A 22,109-nucleotide genomic window follows, 5' to 3' on the forward strand; every position below is an offset into this window, starting at 1 on the left:
TGTTGTCACGTTAACTCGCCGAATTTGCAAGTTGGCAAGCTGTTCGTTGATTAAGCGGCCCGTGCCGCGGATTTCCACGCCTCGAATGCTTCGAGCCGATGGTAGCGGATAGTGAGCGCAGAGCGGCGGCGGGCTGGGACAGAGAAACGATTGCGGGTTGCAGACTGCAAAGATACGAAGCGTTGTAATCCACCCGGCGACCGGAAGCCTTGCATCACCCTCTCTCGTTTTCGGAAGGGCAAGTGGCTGTTTTCTGCGCGGTTATTGAGTCCCTTGTGTGACCAATGATCAAGGCCAGGCGCGACCTCGCTCTTTGCGGCCCCATATGAGCGTAGTTTGTCCGTGATGATCCTTTTTGGCACGAAGCCCCAACGCTTCATCAGCTTGACCAGAAGCCGCTTTGCCGCGCGCTTGTCTCGCCTCGATTTGAGAATTTCCTCAAGAACAAAGCCGTGTTGGTCGACCGCACGCCAGAGCCAGTATGAACGGCCCGCGATCTTCACGACGACTTCGTCCAGGTGCCAGACATCGCCGGGGCGCGGCTGCCGTCTCTGTAGAACATGGGCGATCACGGAACCGAACTTGACGGTCCAGCGTCGGATCGTTTCATACGAAACGTCCACGCCACGTTCCAGCGTCAGCTCTTCGACCTCGCGCAGGCTCAAGTTGAAGCGGACGTAGTGCCAGACAATATGAACGATGATCTGAGGCGGAAACCGGTGGCGTTTGTAGCTGATCTTTTGTGTCTGCATCGACACCGCCTACGCCCAGATCAATTAACCAGCAACCTCAGGACCGTTAAGGTGACGCCACCCCCGCGACCGATCGTCATGTATAGCCCGGACCCCGTCGCAGTCGGGACAGATCCTGCTGGCTTCGGAAATTTTCTCGATCTGGTCGCGCAGGATCGCATTCTGAAATTGCCCCAGGATGGTCTTCGCATCTTCGAGCAACAACCCGAGCCCCTCAGGCTGCGTGCGCCGAAACGGGCGGGATAGACGGCCGAGACGATGCCTCTTTGTGGTTCCGTTCTCGAAAGTCGTCTCGACAATAATCCGCACGTCCATGGTAGTTCCCTCCTCAATGAACCACCAACATACACAGACACCCCCAAGTTTTGCCCACTCCTGGGCCAAGACCAACATGGCCCCGCTGCGTGGCTGGGCGCCCAAGGGCGAACGCCTGATTGGCCGCGCACCACACGGGCACTGGCGCACCATGACCTTCATCCCAGCGCTGCGTCACGACCGGATCGACGCGCCTTTTGTGCTGGACGGTCCCGTCAACGGCGCAGCCTTCCGCGCCTATGTCGAGCAGATCCTCGTCCCAACCCTTCGCCCGGGCGATGTGGTGGTGATGGACAATCTCGGCGGCCATAAGGGGCAAGCCGTGCGTCAGGCAATCCGTAATGCGAAAGCTCATCTACTGTTCTTGCCGCCCTACAGCCCGGACCTGAATCCAATTGAACTGGTCTTCTCCAAACTCAAACATATACTCCGGGACGCCGCCGAACGCTAAATGGAGGCAACATGGCGCAGGATCGGATCACTCCTCGACCGCTTCACGCCGCAGGAATGTTCAAACTACCTCACCAACGCCGGATACCGTTCAACCTAATCTCATCACGCTCTAGGACATTTGTGCGGTGGCGTTTCCCGGCACTCTGGCTATTCCCGGACAGACAATCCTGGCTTCGCGCAGATTAGCCATCTTTGGCGACGCACCCATAGAGATGTGAACTGTCCACCTCGCCTTTTGCCAAGTTAGCCCAGAAGCGCACCAGCCTGTCCGGTGTCACCTTATGGACATCATAGATACCCGAAGATCGTTCCAGAAATGCCCGGGCTCTTTTCTCTAAATCTCTTTCGAATGCCGCTGCGCCGACCCGCGAGATCAGATCGACAACCCGGTCAGGTGCGAAAAATACGTCGCGCCCCGTTGAGACTGCGGCATCCGGATGCGTGAACCCTATGCCGATCACACGCGTCTCGCCGGCATCTGGACGCTCCCGAATGGCAGCGGCGATGTCTTCGCTGCCGGCCACATCCAGAACGATGACGGGCCCTGCCCCGATGTCCGACGTCATGGCATATGGCAGAATCTGCGTCCAGACTCCTGCACTGCGGACAAATTTAACGCGTGAAGGCGACGTCAGGCCGATCGGGTTCAGATTGCGCAACTCCCACGCCAGGGCGGTTGCCGTCTTGCTCGACGCACTGGTGACAACGATCCGCGCCGCGCCGTTCAGCTCATGTTCCAGATCACGACTGAGCACATAGGCCAGAAAATGCAAAGGACGCAGCGACGCCTCCGTGATCTGTTTGCGCGGATTGTCCGGTCCTCCGGGCAGATAGCCGTTGTAAAGCGGGTTGAGCACGGACCGCCGTGCCATGACATCCCGAAACCCCGAACGCGTCATCTTTGGCTGCACCGTCAGATAGGACCCCGCAGGCCAGAGGCCGTACCACCTTGAACCAACCTCAAGCGCCGAACGGCTCTCGACAACGGTCGCATAGCCCCAGACCGGCGGGATCATTCGACCTGCCGGACCGTCGAACAGTTGGTCATAGCCGAAGTCACAGGCCGTCCGGACATAGGTAATGTTGTTGGCGGACAGGGCGAAGCTTTCGATGGCCAATCGGGCCTCTCCCTCCTCCAACTTAACGGGGTCGAGGGTTGAAAATGTCGAGTCAGCGACCTCATGCGGATCGACGGACAAATGCCAGGCGGGACGGTCTGCGTACTGTTCCATTGTATCACACTACACGAACCGCGCAGCGTATGTGTGACGTTTCCGGACCGCTGGTCAAACCGCGCGCGGTGCCTTGACAGAAAGTCGGCGCACCGATCCGGCGCGCGGCTGTTCGAACAGAGCCTCACCTGCTTTGACCAGATGCGCCAGCAAGGCCTCCGGGTCACGCAGGTCGAACAGATCGCCAGCAAGCATTTGACCTCGAACAGGATCATTGATCGCCAGATGCCGCATTCCAACGATCGCGAAGAGACGCCAGCCGGTTTCTTCTTCGGTAAGCCACGGTGCGGCCCTGCACAGCGCCTCAATGAACTGGCGATGGACATTGACCTCGAAGAGGTTGGGATCACTCACCGCAGTATCGGAGGACATTTTGTACACCAAGTCGAAGTGCCTGAAAATGCGGTACCCCGTCGACGGATCGGATGCCCATCTGACCGACGGCTCCAGAAACGCATCCAGGACATCGGCCACGCTAGGATGGTTGGGATGTGCGCGAAAACGCGCGGTTTGCAGGCGGGTCAGGCGGTCGGCATTGAAACGGAGGTAGGTTCTTTCCATCACGCGACGGAGCAGCCGGTCACGATTGCCGAAATGATAGTTGATCGCTGTGTGACTGGTCCCCACACGCAGCGCGATCTTACGGACCGTGACGTCATCCAGCGCCTTCGCCTCGGTCAGCAACTCTGTTGCGGCTTGAAGGATGGCATCGGCGGCTAGTGTCGTCATCTGACTGTCTCCGATTCGGGTCGCCTGAACAATCCGTTCTCCGTCGACGGCTGATCTCGCGCGCCGGATCTTCGAACTGGGTCCCCAAGCCGAAAATGGCAGACTTCCGGTGTCTTTGCAATCGACTTGGGCAAACGAGCGCCCTGTCATCCTGCGCGTGCCGTCGAACGGCGTTCGAGAGATGTCATGACCCCGTGACCGACTCACCCCAAGGTCCGCGGCGGAAACAAGGGGCACAGTCATGACGGGAATTGAGCTGTCGGGAATCCGGAAAACCTTTGGCGAGACCGAGGTGGTCAAGGGACTCGACCTGTCGATCCGGGCAGAGGAATTCCTCGTGATCCTTGGTCCCTCGGGCTGCGGAAAATCGACCCTCCTGCGCCTGATCGCGGGGCTTGAGGACGTCACGCAGGGCCGGATCACGATCCACGGGCTGGATGTGACACGGACGGAGTCCGGGCAACGCGGCTGCGCCATGGTATTCCAGAACTACGCCCTTTATCCTCATATGACCGTTGCCGGGAACATGGCCTATGGCTTGAAGGTCGCCGGTGTCCCGCGTCGCGAGAGGGCCGAACGTGTTGCCCGGATCGCGGCGATGCTTGAACTCGGCGCCCTTCTCGAGCGCAGGCCGCATGAGCTTTCGGGCGGCCAGCGCCAACGCGTCGCCATGGGGCGGGCAATGATCCGGTCACCCCGCATCTTCCTCTTTGACGAGCCGCTCTCGAACCTCGACGCAAAGCTGCGCGCGCAGCTGCGGCTCGAGATCAAGCGGCTGCACCGTGATCTCGGCACCACGTCGATCTTCGTCACACATGATCAGCTTGAGGCGATGACGATGGCCGACCGCATGGTGGTGATGAACGCCGGCAGGATCGAACAGGTCGGCACCCCGCAGGATATCTATCGCCGCCCGGCCACCCGTTTTGTTGCCGGCTTCATTGGGGCGCCCGCGATGAACATCATCCCCGCCCTCATCGACGAGGGCGGGCGCGCGATGGCCCCGGGCGGCTGGCATCCCTGCCCCGAGGCCATCTGGGCGCTTGCCCCCGGCACCGAGGTGGAGCTGGGTGTGCGCCCGGCAGACGTGGTGGCGATGGCATCCGCGTCGGCTGGCCCGCTGTTCACCCCCGACGTCAACGAAGACGTCGGGACCGAGGTACACCTGCACGCGCGCGGCGCAGGCCTCGACCTCACGCTGTCGACCCCTGCGGGCGCCCCGCATCCCCTGCAAGACTTCGCGATCAGCTTCCCCGCGCATGTGGCGCACTGCTTTGTCGAAGAAACCGGCCAGCGCGCAGCACTCCGCCACTCCATCCCCGAAAGGACCGAGGCACCATGGCCCGAGACATCACTTTCCTCCATCTGACCGACCTGCATTTCGGCAGCGCCGACGATCCGCATCTGCACTCTGACACCGAGGCGACGATGGCGGCGATCCTGACGCAGATGGAGCGCATCACGCCCCGTCCCGACTTCATCGTGGCCAGCGGCGATCTGTCCAACGCGGGCGACGCCGACAGCTATCGTCGCCTGAAGGCCATGCTCGACCCCCACGGCGTCCCGGTGATCTACGCGCTTGGCAACCACGACACCCGCGAAGGCTTCTACGAAGGAATGCTGGGCCGGACGACGGACCTTTCCGCCCCCTACGACCATGACACGGTCATCGCCGGCCTGCACATCATCACCCTCGACAGCACCACGCCCGGAGCCATCGGCGGCGCGCTGGAGCCTGAACAGTTCGACTGGCTGGCCGACCGTCTCACCGCCCAACCCGACCTGCGCAAACTGATCGTGGTGCACCACGCCCCGGCCCTCGGAGAGGCCTCGGGCGACGCGCCCTGGCGCGAGATCCGGTTCGAGGACAGCCAGCGGCTGGCGGACATGCTGGTCGGGCAGGACGTGGTCGGGATGCTCTGCGGGCATATCCACCATGACCGTTTCTCCTCCTGGTACGGTATTCCGGTGATCGTCGGGCAAGGCCAGCACGCGGCCACCGACATCCTTGCCACGGACGAATTGCGCATGGTGCGCGGCGGGTCCTTCGGGATCGGCACGCTGCGCCCGTCGGGTCTGACCATAGCGCTGGTGCCGCTGCCCTCTGACCGGGCCGAGCTGAACGTCTACCCCCTCGCTATGCTGCGCGAGCGCGCCCTGGCGAAGGATGCCGACGCCATGGCCGCCTTCCGCGCCCCCGAAACGACCGAGGCCCTCTGAGGCTACCCCATTCCCCAAACTTGATGAGGACACCCATGCTCCGCCGAGATTTCCTGACAACCACCCTGAGCGCGGCGCTTGCCGCGACGACCCTACTGGTCGCCCCCGCGCTGAGGGCCGAGATGGCCGCCAAGATCACCGATCCGGTGACGATCACCTTCTACTCCTACAACCTCGCCTCCGCCGGGCTGGGCAAGGAGACGACCGAGGGGCTGATCGCCGACTTCACGGCCGAGAACCCGCTGATCAAGGTCGAACCGGTCGCCGCGCCGTCGAACGAGATCCTGAGTCGCGTGCAGGCCGACATCGTCGCGGGCCAGCAGCCCGACGTCGCGCAGCTGGTCTTCCGCGACCTGATCTACGCGGCGAAGGACCTCCACGCGCAGTCGCTGGAGGATCTCGCCGGAGACGAGCTTGTCGCGCATTCCGAAGGCATGGTGCCCAACGGCCTCGCCCTCGGCCGGGTGGACGGCAAGACCTATGGGTTGGCCTACACCTTCTCAACCCCGGTGATGTTCATCAACGCCGACCTTTTCCGCGCCGCAGGCCTTGACCCCGACCAACCGCCCCGGACCTGGGCCGAGGTGAAAGCGGCCGGCATCGCGATACGAGAGACAACCGGCAAGCACGGCTTCTTTCCCGGCGCCTTCGGCCCGATCGACGGCACCTTCGTCTATCAATCCCTGGTGATGTCGAACGGCGGCAAGGTGCGAGAAGGCAACAAGCTGACCTATGCCGAGCCCGCCGCCGCAGAGGCCGTGACCATGCTGCGCGATCTGCGCGACAGCGGGGCCTATGCCGACATCGACGTGGCCGCCCATATGGACACCTTCGCCTCGGGCGATCTGGCGATGTTCCTATTCACCTCTGCGATCCAGTCGAGGATGCAAAAGGCCGCCGAGGGCAACTTCGAACTGCGCGTCGCCGCAATGCCCTCCTTCGGCGACAAGCCGACCGCGCCGACGAACTCCGGCTCCGCGCTCTTCGTCCTGTCGCAGGACCCGGTCAAGCAGCGCGCAGCGTGGGAGCTGATGAAGTTCCTCACCTCGAAGCACGCCTACACGCAGATCACGTCGAAGATCGGCTACCTGCCGCTGCGGCTCGATATCGTGGATGACCCCAATTACCTGAAGGACTGGGTCGAAGCGAACCCGATGATCAAGCCAAACCTCGAGCAGTTGACGCGCCTCACCCCCAACGTCGCCTTCCCTGGACCAAACTACCGCCAAGTGGAAAGCATGATGAAGGACGCCGCCGCCGAGGCCGTTCTGGGCAAAAGTGATCCTATAGAGGTGCTGAACGCCGCACAGGAACGTGGCCAGGCCTTGATGCCCGCCGACGGCTGATCCCTTTAACGACACTGGCGCGGACCATGCTAGGTCCGCGCCCTCCTGTCCGGAGATGATGATGGTTCAGACCCTCGACGCCGCATTAGCGATCCCCGACCGTGCCCCGTCCCGCCGCCTTGTCTGGCAACCCTGGGTGTATCTCACTCCGACGATTGCGACGTTTGTCGTTTGGACTTACTGGCCCCTGATTGTGGCAGCCTATCTGTCATTCTATCAGTGGAACATGCTGCCGACAGCGACCCCGCGTTTCGTCGGCTGGGAAAATTACGCCAATCTCCTCACCCTGCCCGAGATGCGGCAGGCGGTCCGGAATACGGCGCTCTACATCCTTGGCCTCTTGCCGTTGTCAGTCGTTCTGCCGACGGCCGTCGCGATCCTGACACAGGACCTTTCCGGCCCGTTCCGCAGCCTCTACCGCAGCCTGATCTTCATCCCGATTATCATCGCACCGATCGTCGCCGCTGTCCTTTGGCGCTGGCTCCTGAACGAGGACCACGGGCTGGTGAACGCCGGGATCGAGGTGCTAGGTCTCACGCCTGTCGGGTTCCTCAAGGACCCCTCCATCGCGCTCTGGACGCTGGTCTGGATCACCGGGTGGAAGCTGATCGGCTTCGCCACGCTGTTGTTGTCAGCGGCCAACGGCACCATCGACCCGGGCTATATTGAGGCTGCGCGGATGGACGGCGCGACCCGCTGGCAGGTGATCCGCGACGTCCGCCTGCCGCTTCTGTCGCCGACGATCCTGTTGCTGACGATGATGACCATCCTCTTCGGCGCGCAGTGGAGCTTTGTCTACATCAATGCCCTTACCGGCGGCGGGCCGCTGCAATCAACCACCAACGTTTTCTACCTGATGTGGGACTATGGCTTTCAGTCCTACTCCGCCGGGTGGAGCGCCACCGCCGGGATGCTAACTTTCGCCGGTTTCGGCCTGATCGCCGTCCTATGCCTATGGCTCATGAAAAAGGTTGCCGTCCATGAAGGCTGACCGTCGCCTTTCCGTCCACCTCCCGATGATCGTCCTCTCACTGCTGGCGGTCTTCCCGGTCTACTGGATGGTCGTCACCTCTCTGAAGCCCGAGAATGAAATATTCTCGAACCGGCTCTGGCCCGCGTCGCCAAGCCTTGCGAACTATGCTTACGTGCTGGATGCGATCCCGATGATCCACATCCTGTGGAACACCTTCACCATGGCTGCCGCAACCGCGCTGGCACAGGTGCTAACCGGCCTCTGCGCGGCCTATGCGCTGACCCGCTGGCGGTTTCGGGGCGCGAGCGTCGCCCACGGTCTGATCGCGCTAAGTTGGCTCGTGCCCTTCCAGCTGACAATGATCCCGAACTACGTACTGGCGACGCAACTGGGACTTTTGAACACAATCAGTGGGCTGGTGATCCCGAACGCCGCTGCCGCCTTCGCGGTGCTGGTCCTGACCAATGCGATGCGCAGCTTCCCGAAAGACTTGATCGACGCGGCGCGGATGGACGGCGCAGGGCATTTCCGCATCCTGTGCGAGGTGGTCGTGCCGAACCTACGCGCCCCGCTGGCATCGCTTTTCGTTCTGGCCTTCATCTCGGCTTGGAACGAATATTTCTGGCCGCTGTTGCTAACGCGCCGGATCGAGGACACAGTGGTCCAGATCGGGCTGCAGATGTTCATGACGCAAGAGGGCAACCAGTGGGGCGCGATGATGGCGGCGGCGACGCTGGCCTCCCTGCCGATTCTTCTTCTTTACTTAGTCTTGCATCGACATATCATCGAGAGCTTCATGCGGTCGGGGATCCGATAATCCAAGGCGGTGCACCTTCGGTCGGCGTGTGATTAATGCGTGGGCACTGCTCCCCGTTCAGATTGCAAGACCATGCGATGTCGTCACGTTAGCCCTCGATCAGCTACCTGTGTCTGGGGCTTTGCCAAGTTGTTCGAGGTCTCTTTTTCAATTAGGCGGCGGGGATGAAAATACCATCAGATATGCCACGCCTGAAAGGTTTCCGTTTTCCGTGCGAGATTATCGCATACGCGGTTTGGGCGTATCATCGATTTGCGCTGAGTACGTCGGATGTCGAAGACCTGCTGGCAGAGCGTGGCGTCATTGTCAGCCGCGAAACGATCCGGCTCTGGGTGAACCGGTTTGGAGGCCACTTTGCGGATTGTGTCAGACGACACCGCCCGGCAGCGGCCGACAAATGGCACCTTGATGAAATTGTCGTGCCGATCGGAGGCGTGAATTACTGGCTCTGGCGGGCGGTTGACGCGAAAGGCGACGTGCTTGATATTCTCGTTCAGCCACAGCGCAACGCCAAGGCTGCAAGACGTTTTCTGGCAAGGCTGATCGACCGGTTCGATGAATCCCGTGTCGCCATCACGGACAAGTTGCGCAACTATTTCAAGCCGATCCGGGACCTGGCACCGGGCGCAGATCATCGCGCGCACAAGGGCTTGAACAACCGGATCGAAGGATCGCACAGGCCAACACGAAAACGCGAGAAGTTGATGGGGCGGTTCAAATCGCCCCGACAGGCACAGAGATTTCTGGCAGCACATGATCAGATCAACATCGTTTTTCGCCCACGACGCTATCAACTCTCCGCCATCTCATACCGCCACGCCAGGGCCGATTCTTTCGACCTCTGGAGAGGCTATGCTGCCGAAATGACCGCCTGACAGGCAGAGGTCTCGCTCCTCTCAAGAATGGCGAAAACAAGTTGGCAATCCCGTCGGACCCAGCTCTTGTGCGCCTTCCCGCGAGGGGCGTCTACTTATCCTTGAACAAAACCAGCTCGTCATACTCGGCGCTGCTGACAAGTGCTTCGATGATGACCGGTCCCTCCGCGCCGAAGCCCTCTTCCAGCATCGCCCGCAGCTCCGCTGGATCTCGGGCCTGTACAACCGGGACACCAAAGAGGTTGTCCCCGCCAATATTGCCATCGCGCTCTCGCACCGGGGTCCCGAAGATCGGATTTCCCTTTCGCTGCTGCTTGATCCGGATTAGCGCAAGATCATTGTCGGTCAGGATGACAATGACAATGTTGAGGTTTTCGCGAACCGCCGTCGACAGCTCGCCGACAGTCATCAGAAAACCGCCATCACCCAGCACGGCGCAGACCGGGGTCTCGGGACGGCAGAGCTTGGCTGCGATCGCCGCAGGAAGTCCGAAGCCCATCGCTGACCAACCGTTGGTCATGATCTGCGTCATCGGCGCACGCGTTTCCCATTTCTGGCCGATCAGATGGGTGTGGGCGCCCACGTCACAGGTCATGATGCCATCATCCGGCAGCACCGCGCGCAGCGTGTCCAGCACGGCGCAGGGACCGAACTCTTCGTTGCTTGGGCGCATCTGCGCAAAGATTGCATCCACGCGCTGGCGCACATCCGCCATGTCCCAGTCGTTGTCGGTCGTCTCCACCTGCGCAAAGGCACGGAAGTTGGTGAGGATGTCGCCCCCGACATGCAGGGTATCGCCATAGACCGAGCGGTCGATATCCAAAGGTGCGTCGTCGATATTGATCAGCGTCATCGGATGCAGCCAGTTCTCGTAATTGAACTCCACCGGATCGTAACCCACAGCCACCATCAGATCCGCCTGGGCATGAATCTTGCCGACCTTGTCGCTCAGGGCATGGAACACGACACCGGCATAAGAGGGGTGCGTTTCAGGGATCATGCCCTTGGCCATCGGCGTCAGGACCACGGGAATCTTGTGCGTCTCGGCGAAACGCAACAGATCGTCCCGAAGCCCTGCGCGCACGGCACCGAGCCCCAGCACGAGAGCCGGCTTGCGTGCATTGGCGAATGCGGTCCGGGCCACCGCGAGAGTTTCCTCAGATGCAACCGACGGCTTTTCCACGTCTCGGCATGCGCTTTCGGTCAGCGTTGCGGGCTGGGCGGTCAGGTCCACCGGCATCCCGATATGCACCGCACCAGGACGCCCCGAGGTCGCGACCTCAAAGGCCTTGTCCAGCGTCTCGGTCACGTTGTCCGTGGTCAGGCGGGTAGTCATCTTGGTGATCGGAGCCATCAGCGCCTGATGGTCGATATTCATCTGCACCACGCGGTCGCGATTGGCCGACGACATCTCATCGGTCAGTGCGATCAGCGGCGAACGGTCGAGCTGGGCAGAACCCACCCCGGTGGCAAGGTTCGTGGCGCCGGGCCCAAAGGTCGCGAAACACACCCCCGGAACGCCGGTCAGCCGACCGGCCACATCCGCCATGAAACCGGCACCGCCTTCATGCGCCGTCAGGACAAAGTCGATGCCGTCGGTGTTGCGAATGGCCTCCATGAAGTCGACCCAACCGCCGCTGGGGACCCCGAAAACATGTTTGACGCCGCGATCCCGCAGGCCTTCGATCATTGCTTGAGCTACTTTTTTTGTCATGGTTTTCGTTCCCGTAGATGAATGTTTCAGGCCTGCGTGCAAACATATTGCGGTTCGGTGTATTCGAGGATCCCGAGACGGGAGCCTTCGCGGCCGTTGCCCGACTGTTTGACCCCGCCAAAAGGAACCGGAGCGCCGGTCAGCTTGGCCGTGTTGACGGCAACCATGCCGTATTCCAGCCTGGCGGGCAGCGTTTGCGCCCGCGTCGCGTTGCTCGTGTAGGCGTATGCGACAAGGCCATATTCGGTGTCGTTTGCGGCTGCGATGACCGCCTCTTCGTCATCAAAGGGGATCAAGGCCGCGACCGGGCCAAACGTCTCTTCCCAGGTTATCTTCATGTCAGGGGTGACATCGGCCAGAACGGTCGGGTTGAAATAGAGGCCGCCCCTCTCGGGTTGGTCGCCGCCACACATCAGGCGCGCACCCTTCGTAACCGCGTCCTCAACATGTTCCATCGACTTTTTCAGCGTCGGCGCGGAGGCCAGCGGCCCGATGTCGACCCTTTCGTCAAACCCGTCCCCCACCACCAGCTTTTGCGCCTCTTCGGTAAAGCGCGCGACAAACCTGTCATAAATGCAGCGGGCCACATAGATGCGGTTGGCCGCCAGACAATCCTGCCCGCCAGTCTGGAATTTCGCCGCAATGGCGCCCTGCACCGCGGCCTCGAAATCTGCGTCGGCGAACACGATGAAGGGGGCGTGCCCGCCCAGTTCGAGCGACACACGTTTTACCGTCGCAGCGCATTGCTTCATGATATCGCGGCCGACTTCGGTCGACCCGGTATAGGACACGGCGCGCACGGTCGTGTGCGAACAAAGCTCTGCGACCAGTTCCCGTGCATGGCCAGTCACGACCTGAAACACCCCATCTGGTGTCCCTGCCTCCAGCGCCAGCATCTCAAGCGCAAGCGCGGAGAACGGCGTCACCTTGGAAGGGATCGAAACGACCGGACAACCGGCCGCCAGGGCTGCTGCGGCTTTGCGCGTCAGCATCGCCGAGGGAAAGTTCCAAGGGGTAATTGCGCCGACAACGCCCACCGGACGCTGGGTCACTTGCATGGACGTTCCAGGAAGATGGCTGGGAATGGTGTCCCCATAGAGGCGGCTGCCTTCTTCTGCAAACCATTCGATAAATCTGGCGGCATAGGCGATTTCACCCTTTGCATCCTGGACCGGTTTGCCCTGTTCCAGCGTCATCAGTGCCGCCAGCCCTTCCGCGTTCTCCAGGATGAGCCGGTGCCAACGCATCATGATCGCGCCGCGCTCTCTGGGCAGCAGAGAGGCCCAGGGTGCCAGCGCCTGGCTTGCCCGCTCAACGGCGAACGAGACACCTTTGGTCCCCTCGTTGGCGACACGGCCTATCAAAGCCCCGTCGCTGGGATTTCGCACCTCGATCGCCTCGCCAAAGTTGGCAGAACGCCGTGCCCTGCTGTTCACCTTGTCCAGCATGAGAATTGCAGCCGCTTTCGCGCTGTCATCAAGAAGAAGATCTAGTGTTGAGCTGTGGTTCATGTTTCCATCCGGTGCCATTGGGGTCGGGTCTTCGGGAAACGTGACTCTGGTGGGGCATTTTGACAAACGACTAAGAAGCAGAGACACTGGCATCTAAAGTTATGTGTTATTCGCACATACAGGAGCAATAGCGGATTACAGAAAACTATTTATTCGATCTCCGGTCCCGGAAAACCGCATATCTGCACCGCGTCGGCGCGCCTCCGTTGGCCTCAAGGAATTGCATGACAGGTCGCGCCCGGACGTCGCTCAGAGCTTTTTCAACTCTGGATCCAGCAAACTGTGAAGCGCGCAGGCAAGCGCCAGCAAGGCCCGGTCAGAGCGCGGCGCACCAACAATCTGCACCGCCGAGGGAGTGGCCCCAGTTCCCGCTACAGGAATGCAGATCGACGGCAGGCCCAGAAGGTTCACCCAGCGATTCATCGACAACAGCTCGACCGACAGCTTACCAATCGCTTCGGGTTGGCCAATCTCGGCGTGCTTTAGACCGCTCCGGTTGATCACCGGTGCCAAGATCCAGTCGGACTGGGCAAAAATATCCTGAAGGACCTGAAGCAAACATGCCGCCCTGTTCGCCTGCGCCATACGATAGGCCGCGTCGGACACCGCAAGCCCGACAAGCAGACGGCTTCGGATCGTCTGGGGGTATTGATCGGGACGCAGGACCATGCGCGGGCCGTGAAATGCCGCAGCCTCATGACCAGTAATCAGACCTGCCGCAGCGTTCATGCGCGGCAAATCAAGCGCTGGCACGGTCCGGCTCGCGATACCAAGCACTTGCAACGCGTTGGTCATGCGCTCAAGGCCGCGTTGCAGCGGCGAGTCGGCCTGATGGAACAGACCTTGCGGAATGCCAACAACCGCCGTTGGCGCCAACGGCAGGTCTTCCTCTGGCAGCGTCGTAAGTACGTCGAAGACGGATCGCAAGACGAAAGGAGACGCCGCCAATACCCCGATGGTGTCCTGGGTCGTACCAAGTGGCATGGCGCCTTGCTCTGGAATACTGCCCTTGCTGGGCTTGAAACCATAGACTCCGCATAAAGCAGCCGGAATGCGGATCGACCCACCGGTATCGCTGCCAAGCGCAACCTGCACAGCGCCCGACGCCACCGCCACCGCCGAACCACTTGACGACCCACCGACCAACAGCCCCGTGCCAAGCGGGTTGCGCGGCGGAGCCACCATCTCATTGACCTCAAGCGGCAGGTAACACCATGGTGAAAGCTTGGTGGTCGCCGCAACTTGGCCGCCCGCTACCCGCAGCCTTGCGATCAAGGGCGACGGAGGCAGGGCCAGGTCGCCCGGCGCGCGCGCAAGCCCAGCCGTCGGCATGTGATCGTCAAACCGAAAAATGTCCTTGATCGCGATTTTCAGACCGCGGTGCCCCCCTGACGGAGGAAAGATCGTGAGAAAGCAACCGAACTCCTGCTGTGCCTGCTCCAGGGAAATTTCAGCCGCCCCGGGGTCTGCAAGCAGCCCCCGAATGTCCGTCCGGGCAAACCGGGGTCGCGACGCCCGAGGCTCCGGCGACGCTGGCCGCGCAGTCGGATCGAGCTGCTGGACCTGCGCCGCCACCGCCATCGCGGCGGCGTCTTTCTCTCCGGAAGCCACCGTCAATCGCACATGCTCAACCCTCCGATCCAGGTAGGCGCGCGCGTCTCTGAAACTGTCTGAACACATCGCCTTCGCTCCTGCCACGGTCAAGCGTTCCAACTCTTATCCAGGCGCGGGATACAGGCTTGCGTAATGATCGTGGATCTCACCTGCCGTGGCGAACCAAATGTCGTCGGCATGTTGGTTCAGAAACTCCAGAACCCGGCGGAATTGACGAATGCGAAACGGCTGCCCGACGATAAAGGAGTGAATGGTCAGCCCGCAGGCCAATGGCTGCCGCCTTGATTGCTCCAACATCTCGGCAACATTGTCGATGCACATATCGGCAAAGGCAGAGGCCGTGCCGTCATGCAGCACGATCATCGGCACATCGTTGACCTCGTGCGGATAGGGCACGCTGAGCAAAGGACCGTTACCGGTCGTCATCCAGGTCGGCTGGTCGTCGATCGGCCAGTCCAGCGTGTATTGATAGCCAAACTCGGTCAGCAAATCCTCGGTCACCGCGCTGGGATGCGCCCCGGGGCTCATCCAGCCCTTGGGCTGCACACCCTCATGGGTGCGGATCGCCTCGGTGACCGCGCGGATCATCTCTCGCTCGTCTTCGGGCGAGAGATGGTTGGGATGTTCGGAATTGGTATGCCCATGCGCGACAATCTCGTCGCCTCGCGCGGCAAAGGCGCGGATCAGATCGGGGCAATGCTCGTAACAGGCGGTGTTCAGCAGCACGCTAAGCGGCAGCTTGTAATCCTCGTAAAGCTCCAGAAGCCGCCAGCCGCCCACCCGGTTACCGTATTCACGCCAGCCCCAATTGTAGGAATTCGGATGGGCCAAACCCGGAGAATACGGCAGGCCACCACCGGTCCCATAAGAAAAATGCTCGACGCAGAGGGCGGTATAGACCGCCAGCCTCTTGCCGCCAGGCCAGGTGAAATCCGGGCGGTCGGTGATTGCGCGATAGGGAAATCTGTTATTTGGCTCTATTTTCATCGTTTGATCTCAGCTCTTTATCGTCGCCTCCCAGTCTAACGGGAAATGACCCGAAGGTGGCAGCTAACATGACAAACCCATGGCACAGAGGCGCCGGGCCATAGTATTGCAAATAACATTCGGTCATAAGTGCCGCTTGTTCAAAATGATTTTTATGCTATTATACATTACTTTTCCTACACAAGGTATGAAAAATGGCGCGTCGCTTTCCCTCGCTCAATGCGCTTCGGACATTCGAGGCAGCCGCCCGGCATCTCAGCTTTTCTGCGGCGGCGGACGAGCTGAACGTGACGCAAGCGGCGGTCTCGCGCCAGGTCCGTGCGCTGGAAGAGGATCTTGGCGTACGCCTGTTCAAGCGGATGACCCGGGCAGTCGACCTGACCGAGGAAGGCACCCTGCTGTTCCCGCCCCTGCGCGACGCGCTGGACCAGATTGAACGCGCAAGCAACCGGATCTGGGGCAACAAGGGCAGCGGGATCCTGACGATTTCCGTGCTGCCCACCTTCTCGGTGAAATGGCTGATGCCGCGGCTTCTGGATTTCTCGGAAAAGCACCCTGATATCGAGGTTCATCTGGTGAACTCCATCAAGCCGGTCGATTTCGAGAAGGACGAAATCGACCTGGCCATTCGCGTCGGCACCGTCGAGGCCGGGCTGAAATCCGAAGGCAGGCCGCGTATCGACCTGGTGATGGCCAGGGCCTGGGCGCAGCTCCAGGTTGAGGCGCTCTTGCCGGACGAGCTGATCGCGGTGGCCTCGCCGGATTACATCGCCCGCCATGGCGAACTGACCGAGGAATCGCAAGCCGGTGACGTGACCCTGATCAACATGGCGACCCGGCCGAATGCCTGGCGGGATTTCTTCAAGGCCATTCGCTGGAATGTCGACATGCGCCAGCACAGCATTTCCTACGGACACTTCTTCATGTCGATGCAGGCGGCCATCGAAGGCCGCGGCATCGCGCTGGTGCCGCTTGTGCTGGCGCAGGGGGATCTAGCCGCCGGGCTGCTTGTCCCCGCGATGCACCGCCGGATCACCAGCGATGGGCTTTATTTCCTGATCGGGCGAAAACGCTCGTGGGAACAGGGCAAGGTCAAGATTTTCAGGGACTGGCTGTTGCAGGAAATCAAATCCTCGAACGATGGCCGCCCGGTCACCGACACGGGCGAGTTTGGTCGAGCGGCTGCAAGGCCGACCGGCTGATCGTGCCCGACAAAATGCCCTCAAACTCCGCCGCTTCAAGCCCTCCCTCGCGCAAGGCCGCCTCGCGCAACGAGATACCCTGATTCAATGCGAACTTGGCGACACGTGCGGCTTTCTCATAGCCGATGACCGGCACCAGGGAAGCTGCCATGGCAAGGCTCTTGTCCAGCAACTCGGCACAGCGCTCCCGGTCTGCCTCGATGCCAGAAACGCATTTTTCATCCAGCATCCTGACCGCGCGGGTCAGAAGCCGCGTGGATTGCAGAATGCTGTAGATAATCACCGGCTCCATGGCATTCAGCTGCAACTGGCCCGCTTCGGACGCCATGGTCACCGTGACATCCCGACCAATCACCTCGTAGGCGACCTGGTTCACCGCTTCGGGAATAACCGGATTCACCTTGCCCGGCATGATGGAAGATCCCGCCTGTACGGGAGGCAGGCGGATCTCTCCAATCCCGGCGAGCGGGCCACTGCTAAGAAGGCGCAGGTCGTTGCTGATCTTCGACAGCTTCACCGCGACCCGCTTCAAAATGCCCGAATACGTAACAAAGGCGCTTTGATCGTAGGAGGCCGCCAGCAGGTTTCCATGCGGCGTCAGCGCCGTACCGAAGATCGCGGAAAGGTGGGCCACCGCCAGCGCCTGATATCCACGGGGCGCATTCACGCCGGTTCCGACTGCCGTGCCGCCCAGGTTCACCTCCCGCAGCACCTCGGAAATCTGAAGCAACCGCCGGATATCGTTCCGGACCGACGCCGAAAAAGCCGCGAACTCTTCGCCCAGCGTGATCGGAACCGCGTCCTGAAGCTGCGTGCGTCCTACCTTCCGTACCCCGGCAAATTCCACGGCCTTGCAATCCAGGGACCGGCACAACCCCTCAAGCGCAGAAACCAACGGCGCGCATTGGCTCATCACAGCAAGCCGCATGGCCGTGGGATAGACGTCATTGGTGGATTGCGAGCGGTTCACCGTGTCATTGGGATGAACATAGCTGTGATCCCCCAGCCGCCCGCCAAGCTTCAGCGTCGCCAGATTGGCGATGACCTCATTTGCGTTCATGTTGGTCGAAGTGCCCGCGCCGCCCTGTATGACATCGACGGCGAACGCATGGTGATGCTTGCCCGCGATGATCTCTTCGCAGGCCGCAACGATCGCCGTCGACTCCCGGGCGGAAATCACATGCAGCTCGGCGTTGGCCAGGGCGGCTGCCTTTTTCACCATGGCGAGCGATATGACGATTTCAGGAAAATCCCTGAGATGGACATCGGAAAGGTTGAAATTATCCAAAGCCCGAGCGGTTTGAATGCCGTAAAGCGCATCGAAGGGCACGTTCAACGTACCGATGTTGTCGGTTTCCTCGCGGTGGTCGCGTGACATATCTGTCGTCTCCGTTGGTGTTCAGCTTCGCCAGGATGACGCAAGCCACCAAAGCTGCGCCATAAGCCGGGGATTTCAGCAACAGGCTTTCGACACCTTTGGCCGTCCCGGCGCGAAAATTCGGTCAAATTCCGGTCGCGCATAACTTTTCCCACCCCTGACCCACCGCTAAAACTCATCACAAACACACCTCCCGCTGATGTGGTGCATTCGTGGTACCCTGAGAAACGGCGTAAGGCCGATAAACGCATCAGCCGCAAACCAACATCTGCCTGCCGCTGAAGAGGATCCAGCCCTCGAACACATAACAAAATGTAAATTATCCAAGTAGCATTTGTCGGTTGCCACATGGCGGGATGACCGCCCTACTAGGGAAAACAAACAATCAACAGGGACACGCAAATGGCTTACGCCGGTGGAAAGGACGCTCTTATCTCGCTGACGGGGATCGGCAAGGTCTACCCTGGCGCAGTGGCGCTGAACGGCGTGGACTTCGAACTCGCAAAAGGGGAAATTCACGCTCTGGTCGGCGAGAACGGGGCCGGAAAATCCTCGCTTATCAAGATCCTCTCCGGCGACACGCAACCAAGTTCGGGCCACATGAGAATTGGCGGTTCACAGCGAAGCTTCAGCACTCCAAAAGATGCAAGAGACGCGGGCATTGTCACTGTTTTTCAAGAACTTACAATAATTCCCAGCTTGTCCGTCGCAGAAAATGTCGTGCTTGGAAACCTGCCCATGGCCGGGCCCCTGAACTCTGTCTATTCGCGCCATGCCGCCCGCAAGACCGCCCAGCGGATCTTTGACCGGATGGGGATCGACCTCGACCCGGACGCCAAGGCGGAAACCCTCTCCACAGGGGAAATGCAGCTTGTCGAGATCGCACGCGGGCTGACGTTGGACCCGCCCGTTCTGATCCTGGACGAGCCGACTGCATCGCTCTCTGATGTCGAGGCCGCGCAGCTTCTTGGCATCATCAAGCAGCTGCGCGACGCTGGCCACAGCATGATCTTCGTGTCGCACCGGCTCGACGAAGTGCTGGAGGTGTCCGACCGGATCACCATTCTTCGCAATGGCGAACTGATCGAGGTCCGTGACCGCCAGGATGTGCGCGATACGACCGAGCTTGTCAACATGATGGTGGGCGGCGTGCTCGACAAACTGTTTCCGCAGGTCAACCAGAATATTGGCGGTGTACACTTCCGTGCCGAGGGCCTCACACGCGAGGGGGTTTTCAAAGACGTCTCATTCGAGGTGCGCTCGGGCGAAATCTTGGGTTTCAGCGGACTGGTCGGTGCCGGCCGGACCGAGGTCATGCGGGCCATAATCGGCGCGGACCCGCTCGACAGCGGCAGCATCGTCAAAAACGGCGTTCACCTCAGGGCGCGCAATCCTCGCCACGCCATAGAAGCGGGGATTTCCTACCTGTCCGAAGATCGCAAAGGCTCCGGAGTGGTGCTGTCCATGTCCGGATACGAGAACGTGTTGATGTCGGCCATGCCACGGATCTTTCCCTCAGGCTTCATCAATTGGAAGAAGGTCCGGTCCGTGGCAGAGGAAATCGCGACACGGATGCGGTTCCGGGGCCAACTGTCCAACGACACTTCAACCTATTCCGGTGGCAACCAGCAGAAGATTGCAATCGGGAAACTGATACTTTCGGGTGCGGATCTGCTGATCCTGGACGAACCGACGCGGGGCGTGGATGTCGGTGCCAAGGCCGAAATCTACCAACTCATCCACGAGGCTGCCGAAGACGGGGCCGCCATCGTGGTTGTTTCCTCCGAACTGCCGGAACTTCTGAATGTGTGCCACCGCATCATCGCGATGTCAGCGGGTCGGATCGTCAGGGAATTCGCCCGGGACGCATTCGACGAACAGGACATCCTGCAAGCGGCTTTCGAGGGCCACGCGTCCAGTCACGGGACGGCGGCCTGACGGCCAGCCTCGTCCCTCCAAACCAAGGAGCAAGTCAATGTCGCAAGAGACCTCAATCGTGTCTTCCCAACCCAATTCCGGATATAAAATCAAGGCACTATTGATGAACCGTGCACATGAACTCGGGATGCCGGTGGCTCTGATCCTGCTGATCATCTACTTCTCGACAAGCTCGGACGTCTTCCTGACCAGCCAGAACTTTCGCAATGTCGCGCTTCAGGCGGCAGCCCTTGCTGCAGTGGCGATAGGACAGACCTTTGTCGTGCTCAATGCCGATCTGGACCTGTCCGTCGGGTCCATCGTGGCCCTGGTCAGCGTCGTGGCCAGCATGGCGATGGCCGCATATGGTGCGCCGGTCGGCTTGCTGGTTGGCCTGATCACCGGCGCCCTTGTCGGCCTGATCAATGGTTTGATTGTAACCCGCCTTCGGGTCATGGCCTTTATCGCCACGCTGGCGATGCTGTCCATCGCCCAGGGCGTCGCCCTGAACATCAGCAAGGGCATTCCGGTGACGGGCGTGCCCGGCAGCTTTGCCGACATCGCGTTCGCGCGTTTCCTTGGCGTTCCAGTACCGTTCCTGATCTCGCTGGCCTTGTTCATCGCAGCAGCAATAACGCTCCACTACACCCGGCTGGGCCGGAATATCTATGCCGTTGGCGGAAACGCCGCCGCCGCACGCCTTTCGGGGGTCCCGGTCCGAAAAACCAAGACCTGGGCCTATGTCATCTCCGGCATCTGCGCAGCTGTGGCGTCGTTGATCCTCACCGCGCGGGTGGGATCCGGCCAGCCCACGCTTGGCTCATCCCTGGCGCTGGAATCAGTGGCGGCAGTCGTGCTTGGTGGTGTCTCTCTGTTTGGTGGAAGGGGAACGATCATCGGCGTTGGCATCGGTGTGGCCTTTGTCTCGATCCTCTCCAATGGCCTGAATTTGATGAATGTTTCGTCCTACACCCAGCTGATGATCGTCGGCATCGCGCTGATCGCCGCCGTGGCGGTCGATCAGGCCATGTCCAGACAGAAATAAACAATAACCATCCCCATCAGGAGCAACACCATGCCCGTCAGGACCAGTATCATTTCAAATCTCAAAAGGGCCTCCCCCCTCATCATCAGCGGACTGGCAACGCTTGTTCTGGCCCCATCTGCCGTCGCTGACGAGAAAATCGGGATTGCCATGCCTACCAACGCAGGCGCGTTCTATTCCGCAGTTCTGTACGGCGCGATGAACGAAGCCGAAAGGCTCGGCTACGACGTTGTAGTGCTGGACGCCGGTGGTTTTGCGCACCCGGAAACCCAGATTGATCACATCTCGAACCTCGTGGTGCAGGGGGTCGACGCGATCCTGACCGACCCGATCGACCCGGCAACCCTGAACGGGGCAATGCGTCAGGCCCGGGCCGCCGGTATCGCGGTCGTGGGTCTTGGTTCGCCCGTGGTCGCGACGGACGTCGAAGCCGACGCCGCGTCGACATCCAGCCAGTGCGACCTGGGCAAACAGATGGCCAAAGGCGCGCGCTCTGTTCTGCCCGAGGGAGGCACAATCGTGAGCCTTGCCGGTCCTCCGGGGGCTTACTGGGCGAACGAACGATACCGCTGCTTCAAAGAGGGCATCGAAGGCACGGATATCAAGATCATCAGCGAACGCTACAGCGCAGGCGACGCGGCCACTGCCTTGTCGATCACCAACGACTTCCTTCAGCGGTTCCCTGATGCAGACCTGATTTACGCGGCGGATGATACACTGGGTGTCGGCGCGGCCCGGGCGGTTCAGCAGGTCGGCCAATGCGGCACCGTCAAGGTCTTGATGGCAGGTTATGGCGAAGCGGCCGAAGAAATGCTGAACGTCGGCTGCGCGCAATACATCGTTGCCCAGCAAACGGTTCTGATTGGCCGAACCGCTGTGCGCCTGGCGGATGCATTGATCAAAGGTGCCACACTGGATCAGAAAATCACGCAAGTACCGTTCCTGTCGGTCACTGCAGAAACGGCAGCCTCCGTGGATGTTTCCCTGATCCGGCAACCCGCCGATTGGAAACCCTGATTAGGCAACAAG

General features: G+C 60.9%; 18 protein-coding genes and 2 pseudogenes. 11 read left to right on the forward strand and 9 right to left on the reverse strand.

The features are described 5' to 3' along the window. Positions 1 to 50: 50 nt before the first annotated feature. Together O4H53_RS15650 and O4H53_RS15655 are read right to left on the reverse strand one after the other, a co-directional pair. Complete coding sequence (locus O4H53_RS15650; RefSeq protein ID WP_269365220.1) at positions 51 to 752, reverse strand: IS6 family transposase; 702 nt, start codon at positions 750 to 752, stop codon at positions 51 to 53. Between the two features lie 63 nt (positions 753 to 815). Next, a pseudogene (locus O4H53_RS15655) lies at positions 816 to 1,067 on the reverse strand (ISKra4 family transposase); the annotation flags it as partial. 58 nt (positions 1,068 to 1,125) lie between these two features. Here O4H53_RS15655 and O4H53_RS15660 point away from each other — a divergent pair. Continuing rightward, a pseudogene (locus tag O4H53_RS15660) lies at positions 1,126 to 1,617 on the forward strand (IS630 family transposase); the annotation flags it as partial. An 85-nt stretch (positions 1,618 to 1,702) separates the two neighbouring features. Here O4H53_RS15660 and O4H53_RS15665 read toward each other — a convergent pair. Then, a complete protein-coding gene (locus O4H53_RS15665) occupies positions 1,703 to 2,638 on the reverse strand; it encodes a DUF2855 family protein (RefSeq protein WP_269365222.1) in 936 nt (311 codons plus the stop codon). 168 nt (positions 2,639 to 2,806) lie between these two features. After that, positions 2,807 to 3,481 (reverse strand): TetR/AcrR family transcriptional regulator, encoded by a 675-nt coding sequence (locus tag O4H53_RS15670; RefSeq protein ID WP_269365224.1) that lies wholly within the window; start codon positions 3,479 to 3,481, stop codon positions 2,807 to 2,809. 241 nt (positions 3,482 to 3,722) lie between these two features. On the opposite strand from O4H53_RS15670, the gene O4H53_RS15675 reads away from it, so the two are divergent. The 6 genes from O4H53_RS15675 to O4H53_RS15700 all read left to right on the forward strand — a co-directional run bounded on the left by O4H53_RS15675 (position 3,723) and on the right by O4H53_RS15700 (position 9,712). Then, positions 3,723 to 4,850 (forward strand): ABC transporter ATP-binding protein, encoded by a 1,128-nt coding sequence (locus O4H53_RS15675; RefSeq protein WP_269365225.1) that lies wholly within the window; start codon positions 3,723 to 3,725, stop codon positions 4,848 to 4,850. Beyond that, the gene (locus O4H53_RS15680) at positions 4,820 to 5,701 is read left to right on the forward strand and encodes a metallophosphoesterase (protein WP_269365228.1); all 882 of its coding nucleotides are present in this window, start codon (positions 4,820 to 4,822) and stop codon (positions 5,699 to 5,701) included. Before O4H53_RS15675 ends, O4H53_RS15680 begins: the two co-directional genes overlap by 31 nt. 35 nt (positions 5,702 to 5,736) lie before the next feature. Then, positions 5,737 to 7,047: an ABC transporter substrate-binding protein gene (locus tag O4H53_RS15685; protein ID WP_269365230.1), complete on the forward strand. Its 1,311-nt coding sequence runs from the start codon at positions 5,737 to 5,739 to the stop codon at positions 7,045 to 7,047. A gap of 61 nt (positions 7,048 to 7,108) precedes the next feature. Further along, entirely contained in the window at positions 7,109 to 8,038 is a 930-nt protein-coding gene (locus O4H53_RS15690) for a carbohydrate ABC transporter permease (RefSeq protein WP_269365232.1), read from the forward strand. Beyond that, positions 8,028 to 8,837: a carbohydrate ABC transporter permease gene (locus O4H53_RS15695; RefSeq protein ID WP_269365234.1), complete on the forward strand. Its 810-nt coding sequence runs from the start codon at positions 8,028 to 8,030 to the stop codon at positions 8,835 to 8,837. Before O4H53_RS15690 ends, O4H53_RS15695 begins: the two co-directional genes overlap by 11 nt. Before the next feature lie 164 nt (positions 8,838 to 9,001). Further along, on the forward strand, positions 9,002 to 9,712 hold the full coding sequence (locus O4H53_RS15700; RefSeq protein WP_269365236.1) for an IS6 family transposase: 711 nt from the start codon (positions 9,002 to 9,004) through the stop codon (positions 9,710 to 9,712). A gap of 91 nt (positions 9,713 to 9,803) precedes the next feature. On the opposite strand, the gene O4H53_RS15705 is transcribed toward O4H53_RS15700, so the two are convergent. The 4 genes from O4H53_RS15705 to O4H53_RS15720 form a co-directional block, all read right to left on the reverse strand. Continuing rightward, positions 9,804 to 11,426 (reverse strand): thiamine pyrophosphate-binding protein, encoded by a 1,623-nt coding sequence (locus O4H53_RS15705; protein WP_269365238.1) that lies wholly within the window; start codon positions 11,424 to 11,426, stop codon positions 9,804 to 9,806. A 26-nt stretch (positions 11,427 to 11,452) separates the two neighbouring features. Further along, the gene (locus O4H53_RS15710; RefSeq protein WP_269365240.1) at positions 11,453 to 12,937 is read right to left on the reverse strand and encodes an NAD-dependent succinate-semialdehyde dehydrogenase; all 1,485 of its coding nucleotides are present in this window, start codon (positions 12,935 to 12,937) and stop codon (positions 11,453 to 11,455) included. A gap of 249 nt (positions 12,938 to 13,186) precedes the next feature. Then, positions 13,187 to 14,650, reverse strand: coding sequence for an amidase (locus tag O4H53_RS15715; protein ID WP_269365241.1), 1,464 nt, complete (start codon positions 14,648 to 14,650; stop codon positions 13,187 to 13,189). 3 nt (positions 14,651 to 14,653) lie between these two features. Beyond that, complete coding sequence (locus O4H53_RS15720; protein ID WP_269365243.1) at positions 14,654 to 15,538, reverse strand: polysaccharide deacetylase family protein; 885 nt, start codon at positions 15,536 to 15,538, stop codon at positions 14,654 to 14,656. A 194-nt stretch (positions 15,539 to 15,732) separates the two neighbouring features. Between O4H53_RS15720 and gcvA the strand changes: the two genes are divergently transcribed. After that, a complete protein-coding gene (gene gcvA, locus O4H53_RS15725) occupies positions 15,733 to 16,740 on the forward strand; it encodes a transcriptional regulator GcvA (protein ID WP_269365245.1) in 1,008 nt (335 codons plus the stop codon). On the opposite strand, the gene O4H53_RS15730 is transcribed toward gcvA, so the two are convergent. After that, positions 16,691 to 18,118, reverse strand: a complete 1,428-nt coding sequence (locus O4H53_RS15730) for an aspartate ammonia-lyase (protein WP_269365247.1) — start codon at positions 18,116 to 18,118, stop codon at positions 16,691 to 16,693. The two genes, gcvA and O4H53_RS15730, sit on opposite strands and share 50 nt — an antisense overlap. 402 nt (positions 18,119 to 18,520) lie before the next feature. On the opposite strand from O4H53_RS15730, the gene O4H53_RS15735 reads away from it, so the two are divergent. From O4H53_RS15735 to O4H53_RS15745, 3 genes are all read left to right on the forward strand, one after another. Beyond that, positions 18,521 to 20,056: a sugar ABC transporter ATP-binding protein gene (locus tag O4H53_RS15735; RefSeq protein WP_269365249.1), complete on the forward strand. Its 1,536-nt coding sequence runs from the start codon at positions 18,521 to 18,523 to the stop codon at positions 20,054 to 20,056. 103 nt (positions 20,057 to 20,159) lie between these two features. Then, a complete protein-coding gene (locus O4H53_RS15740; RefSeq protein ID WP_269365251.1) occupies positions 20,160 to 21,080 on the forward strand; it encodes an ABC transporter permease in 921 nt (306 codons plus the stop codon). A 30-nt stretch (positions 21,081 to 21,110) separates the two neighbouring features. Continuing rightward, on the forward strand, positions 21,111 to 22,097 hold the full coding sequence (locus O4H53_RS15745; RefSeq protein WP_269365253.1) for a sugar ABC transporter substrate-binding protein: 987 nt from the start codon (positions 21,111 to 21,113) through the stop codon (positions 22,095 to 22,097). Positions 22,098 to 22,109 lie beyond the last annotated feature (12 nt).

Source organism: Sulfitobacter sp. G21635-S1 (assembly GCF_027213915.1).
GTDB lineage: Bacteria > Pseudomonadota > Alphaproteobacteria > Rhodobacterales > Rhodobacteraceae > Sulfitobacter.

Bases quoted from the DNA above. Each gene is read 5' to 3' on its own strand.
- O4H53_RS15675 (WP_269365225.1), top strand. From the start codon at position 3,723: ATGACGGGAATTGAGCTGTCGGGAATCCGGAAAACCTTTGGCGAGACC.
- gcvA (WP_269365245.1), top strand. From the start codon at position 15,733: ATGGCGCGTCGCTTTCCCTCGCTCAATGCGCTTCGGACATTCGAGGCA.
- O4H53_RS15695 (WP_269365234.1), top strand. From the start codon at position 8,028: ATGAAGGCTGACCGTCGCCTTTCCGTCCACCTCCCGATGATCGTCCTC.
- O4H53_RS15685 (WP_269365230.1), top strand. From the start codon at position 5,737: ATGCTCCGCCGAGATTTCCTGACAACCACCCTGAGCGCGGCGCTTGCC.
- O4H53_RS15710 (WP_269365240.1), bottom strand. From the start codon at position 12,937: ATGAACCACAGCTCAACACTAGATCTTCTTCTTGATGACAGCGCGAAA.
- O4H53_RS15730 (WP_269365247.1), bottom strand. From the start codon at position 18,118: ATGTCACGCGACCACCGCGAGGAAACCGACAACATCGGTACGTTGAAC.
- O4H53_RS15700 (WP_269365236.1), top strand. From the start codon at position 9,002: ATGAAAATACCATCAGATATGCCACGCCTGAAAGGTTTCCGTTTTCCG.
- O4H53_RS15650 (WP_269365220.1), bottom strand. From the start codon at position 752: ATGCAGACACAAAAGATCAGCTACAAACGCCACCGGTTTCCGCCTCAG.
- O4H53_RS15680 (WP_269365228.1), top strand. From the start codon at position 4,820: ATGGCCCGAGACATCACTTTCCTCCATCTGACCGACCTGCATTTCGGC.
- O4H53_RS15670 (WP_269365224.1), bottom strand. From the start codon at position 3,481: ATGACGACACTAGCCGCCGATGCCATCCTTCAAGCCGCAACAGAGTTG.
- O4H53_RS15690 (WP_269365232.1), top strand. From the start codon at position 7,109: ATGGTTCAGACCCTCGACGCCGCATTAGCGATCCCCGACCGTGCCCCG.
- O4H53_RS15720 (WP_269365243.1), bottom strand. From the start codon at position 15,538: ATGAAAATAGAGCCAAATAACAGATTTCCCTATCGCGCAATCACCGAC.
- O4H53_RS15745 (WP_269365253.1), top strand. From the start codon at position 21,111: ATGCCCGTCAGGACCAGTATCATTTCAAATCTCAAAAGGGCCTCCCCC.
- O4H53_RS15735 (WP_269365249.1), top strand. From the start codon at position 18,521: ATGGCTTACGCCGGTGGAAAGGACGCTCTTATCTCGCTGACGGGGATC.
- O4H53_RS15705 (WP_269365238.1), bottom strand. From the start codon at position 11,426: ATGACAAAAAAAGTAGCTCAAGCAATGATCGAAGGCCTGCGGGATCGC.
- O4H53_RS15740 (WP_269365251.1), top strand. From the start codon at position 20,160: ATGAACCGTGCACATGAACTCGGGATGCCGGTGGCTCTGATCCTGCTG.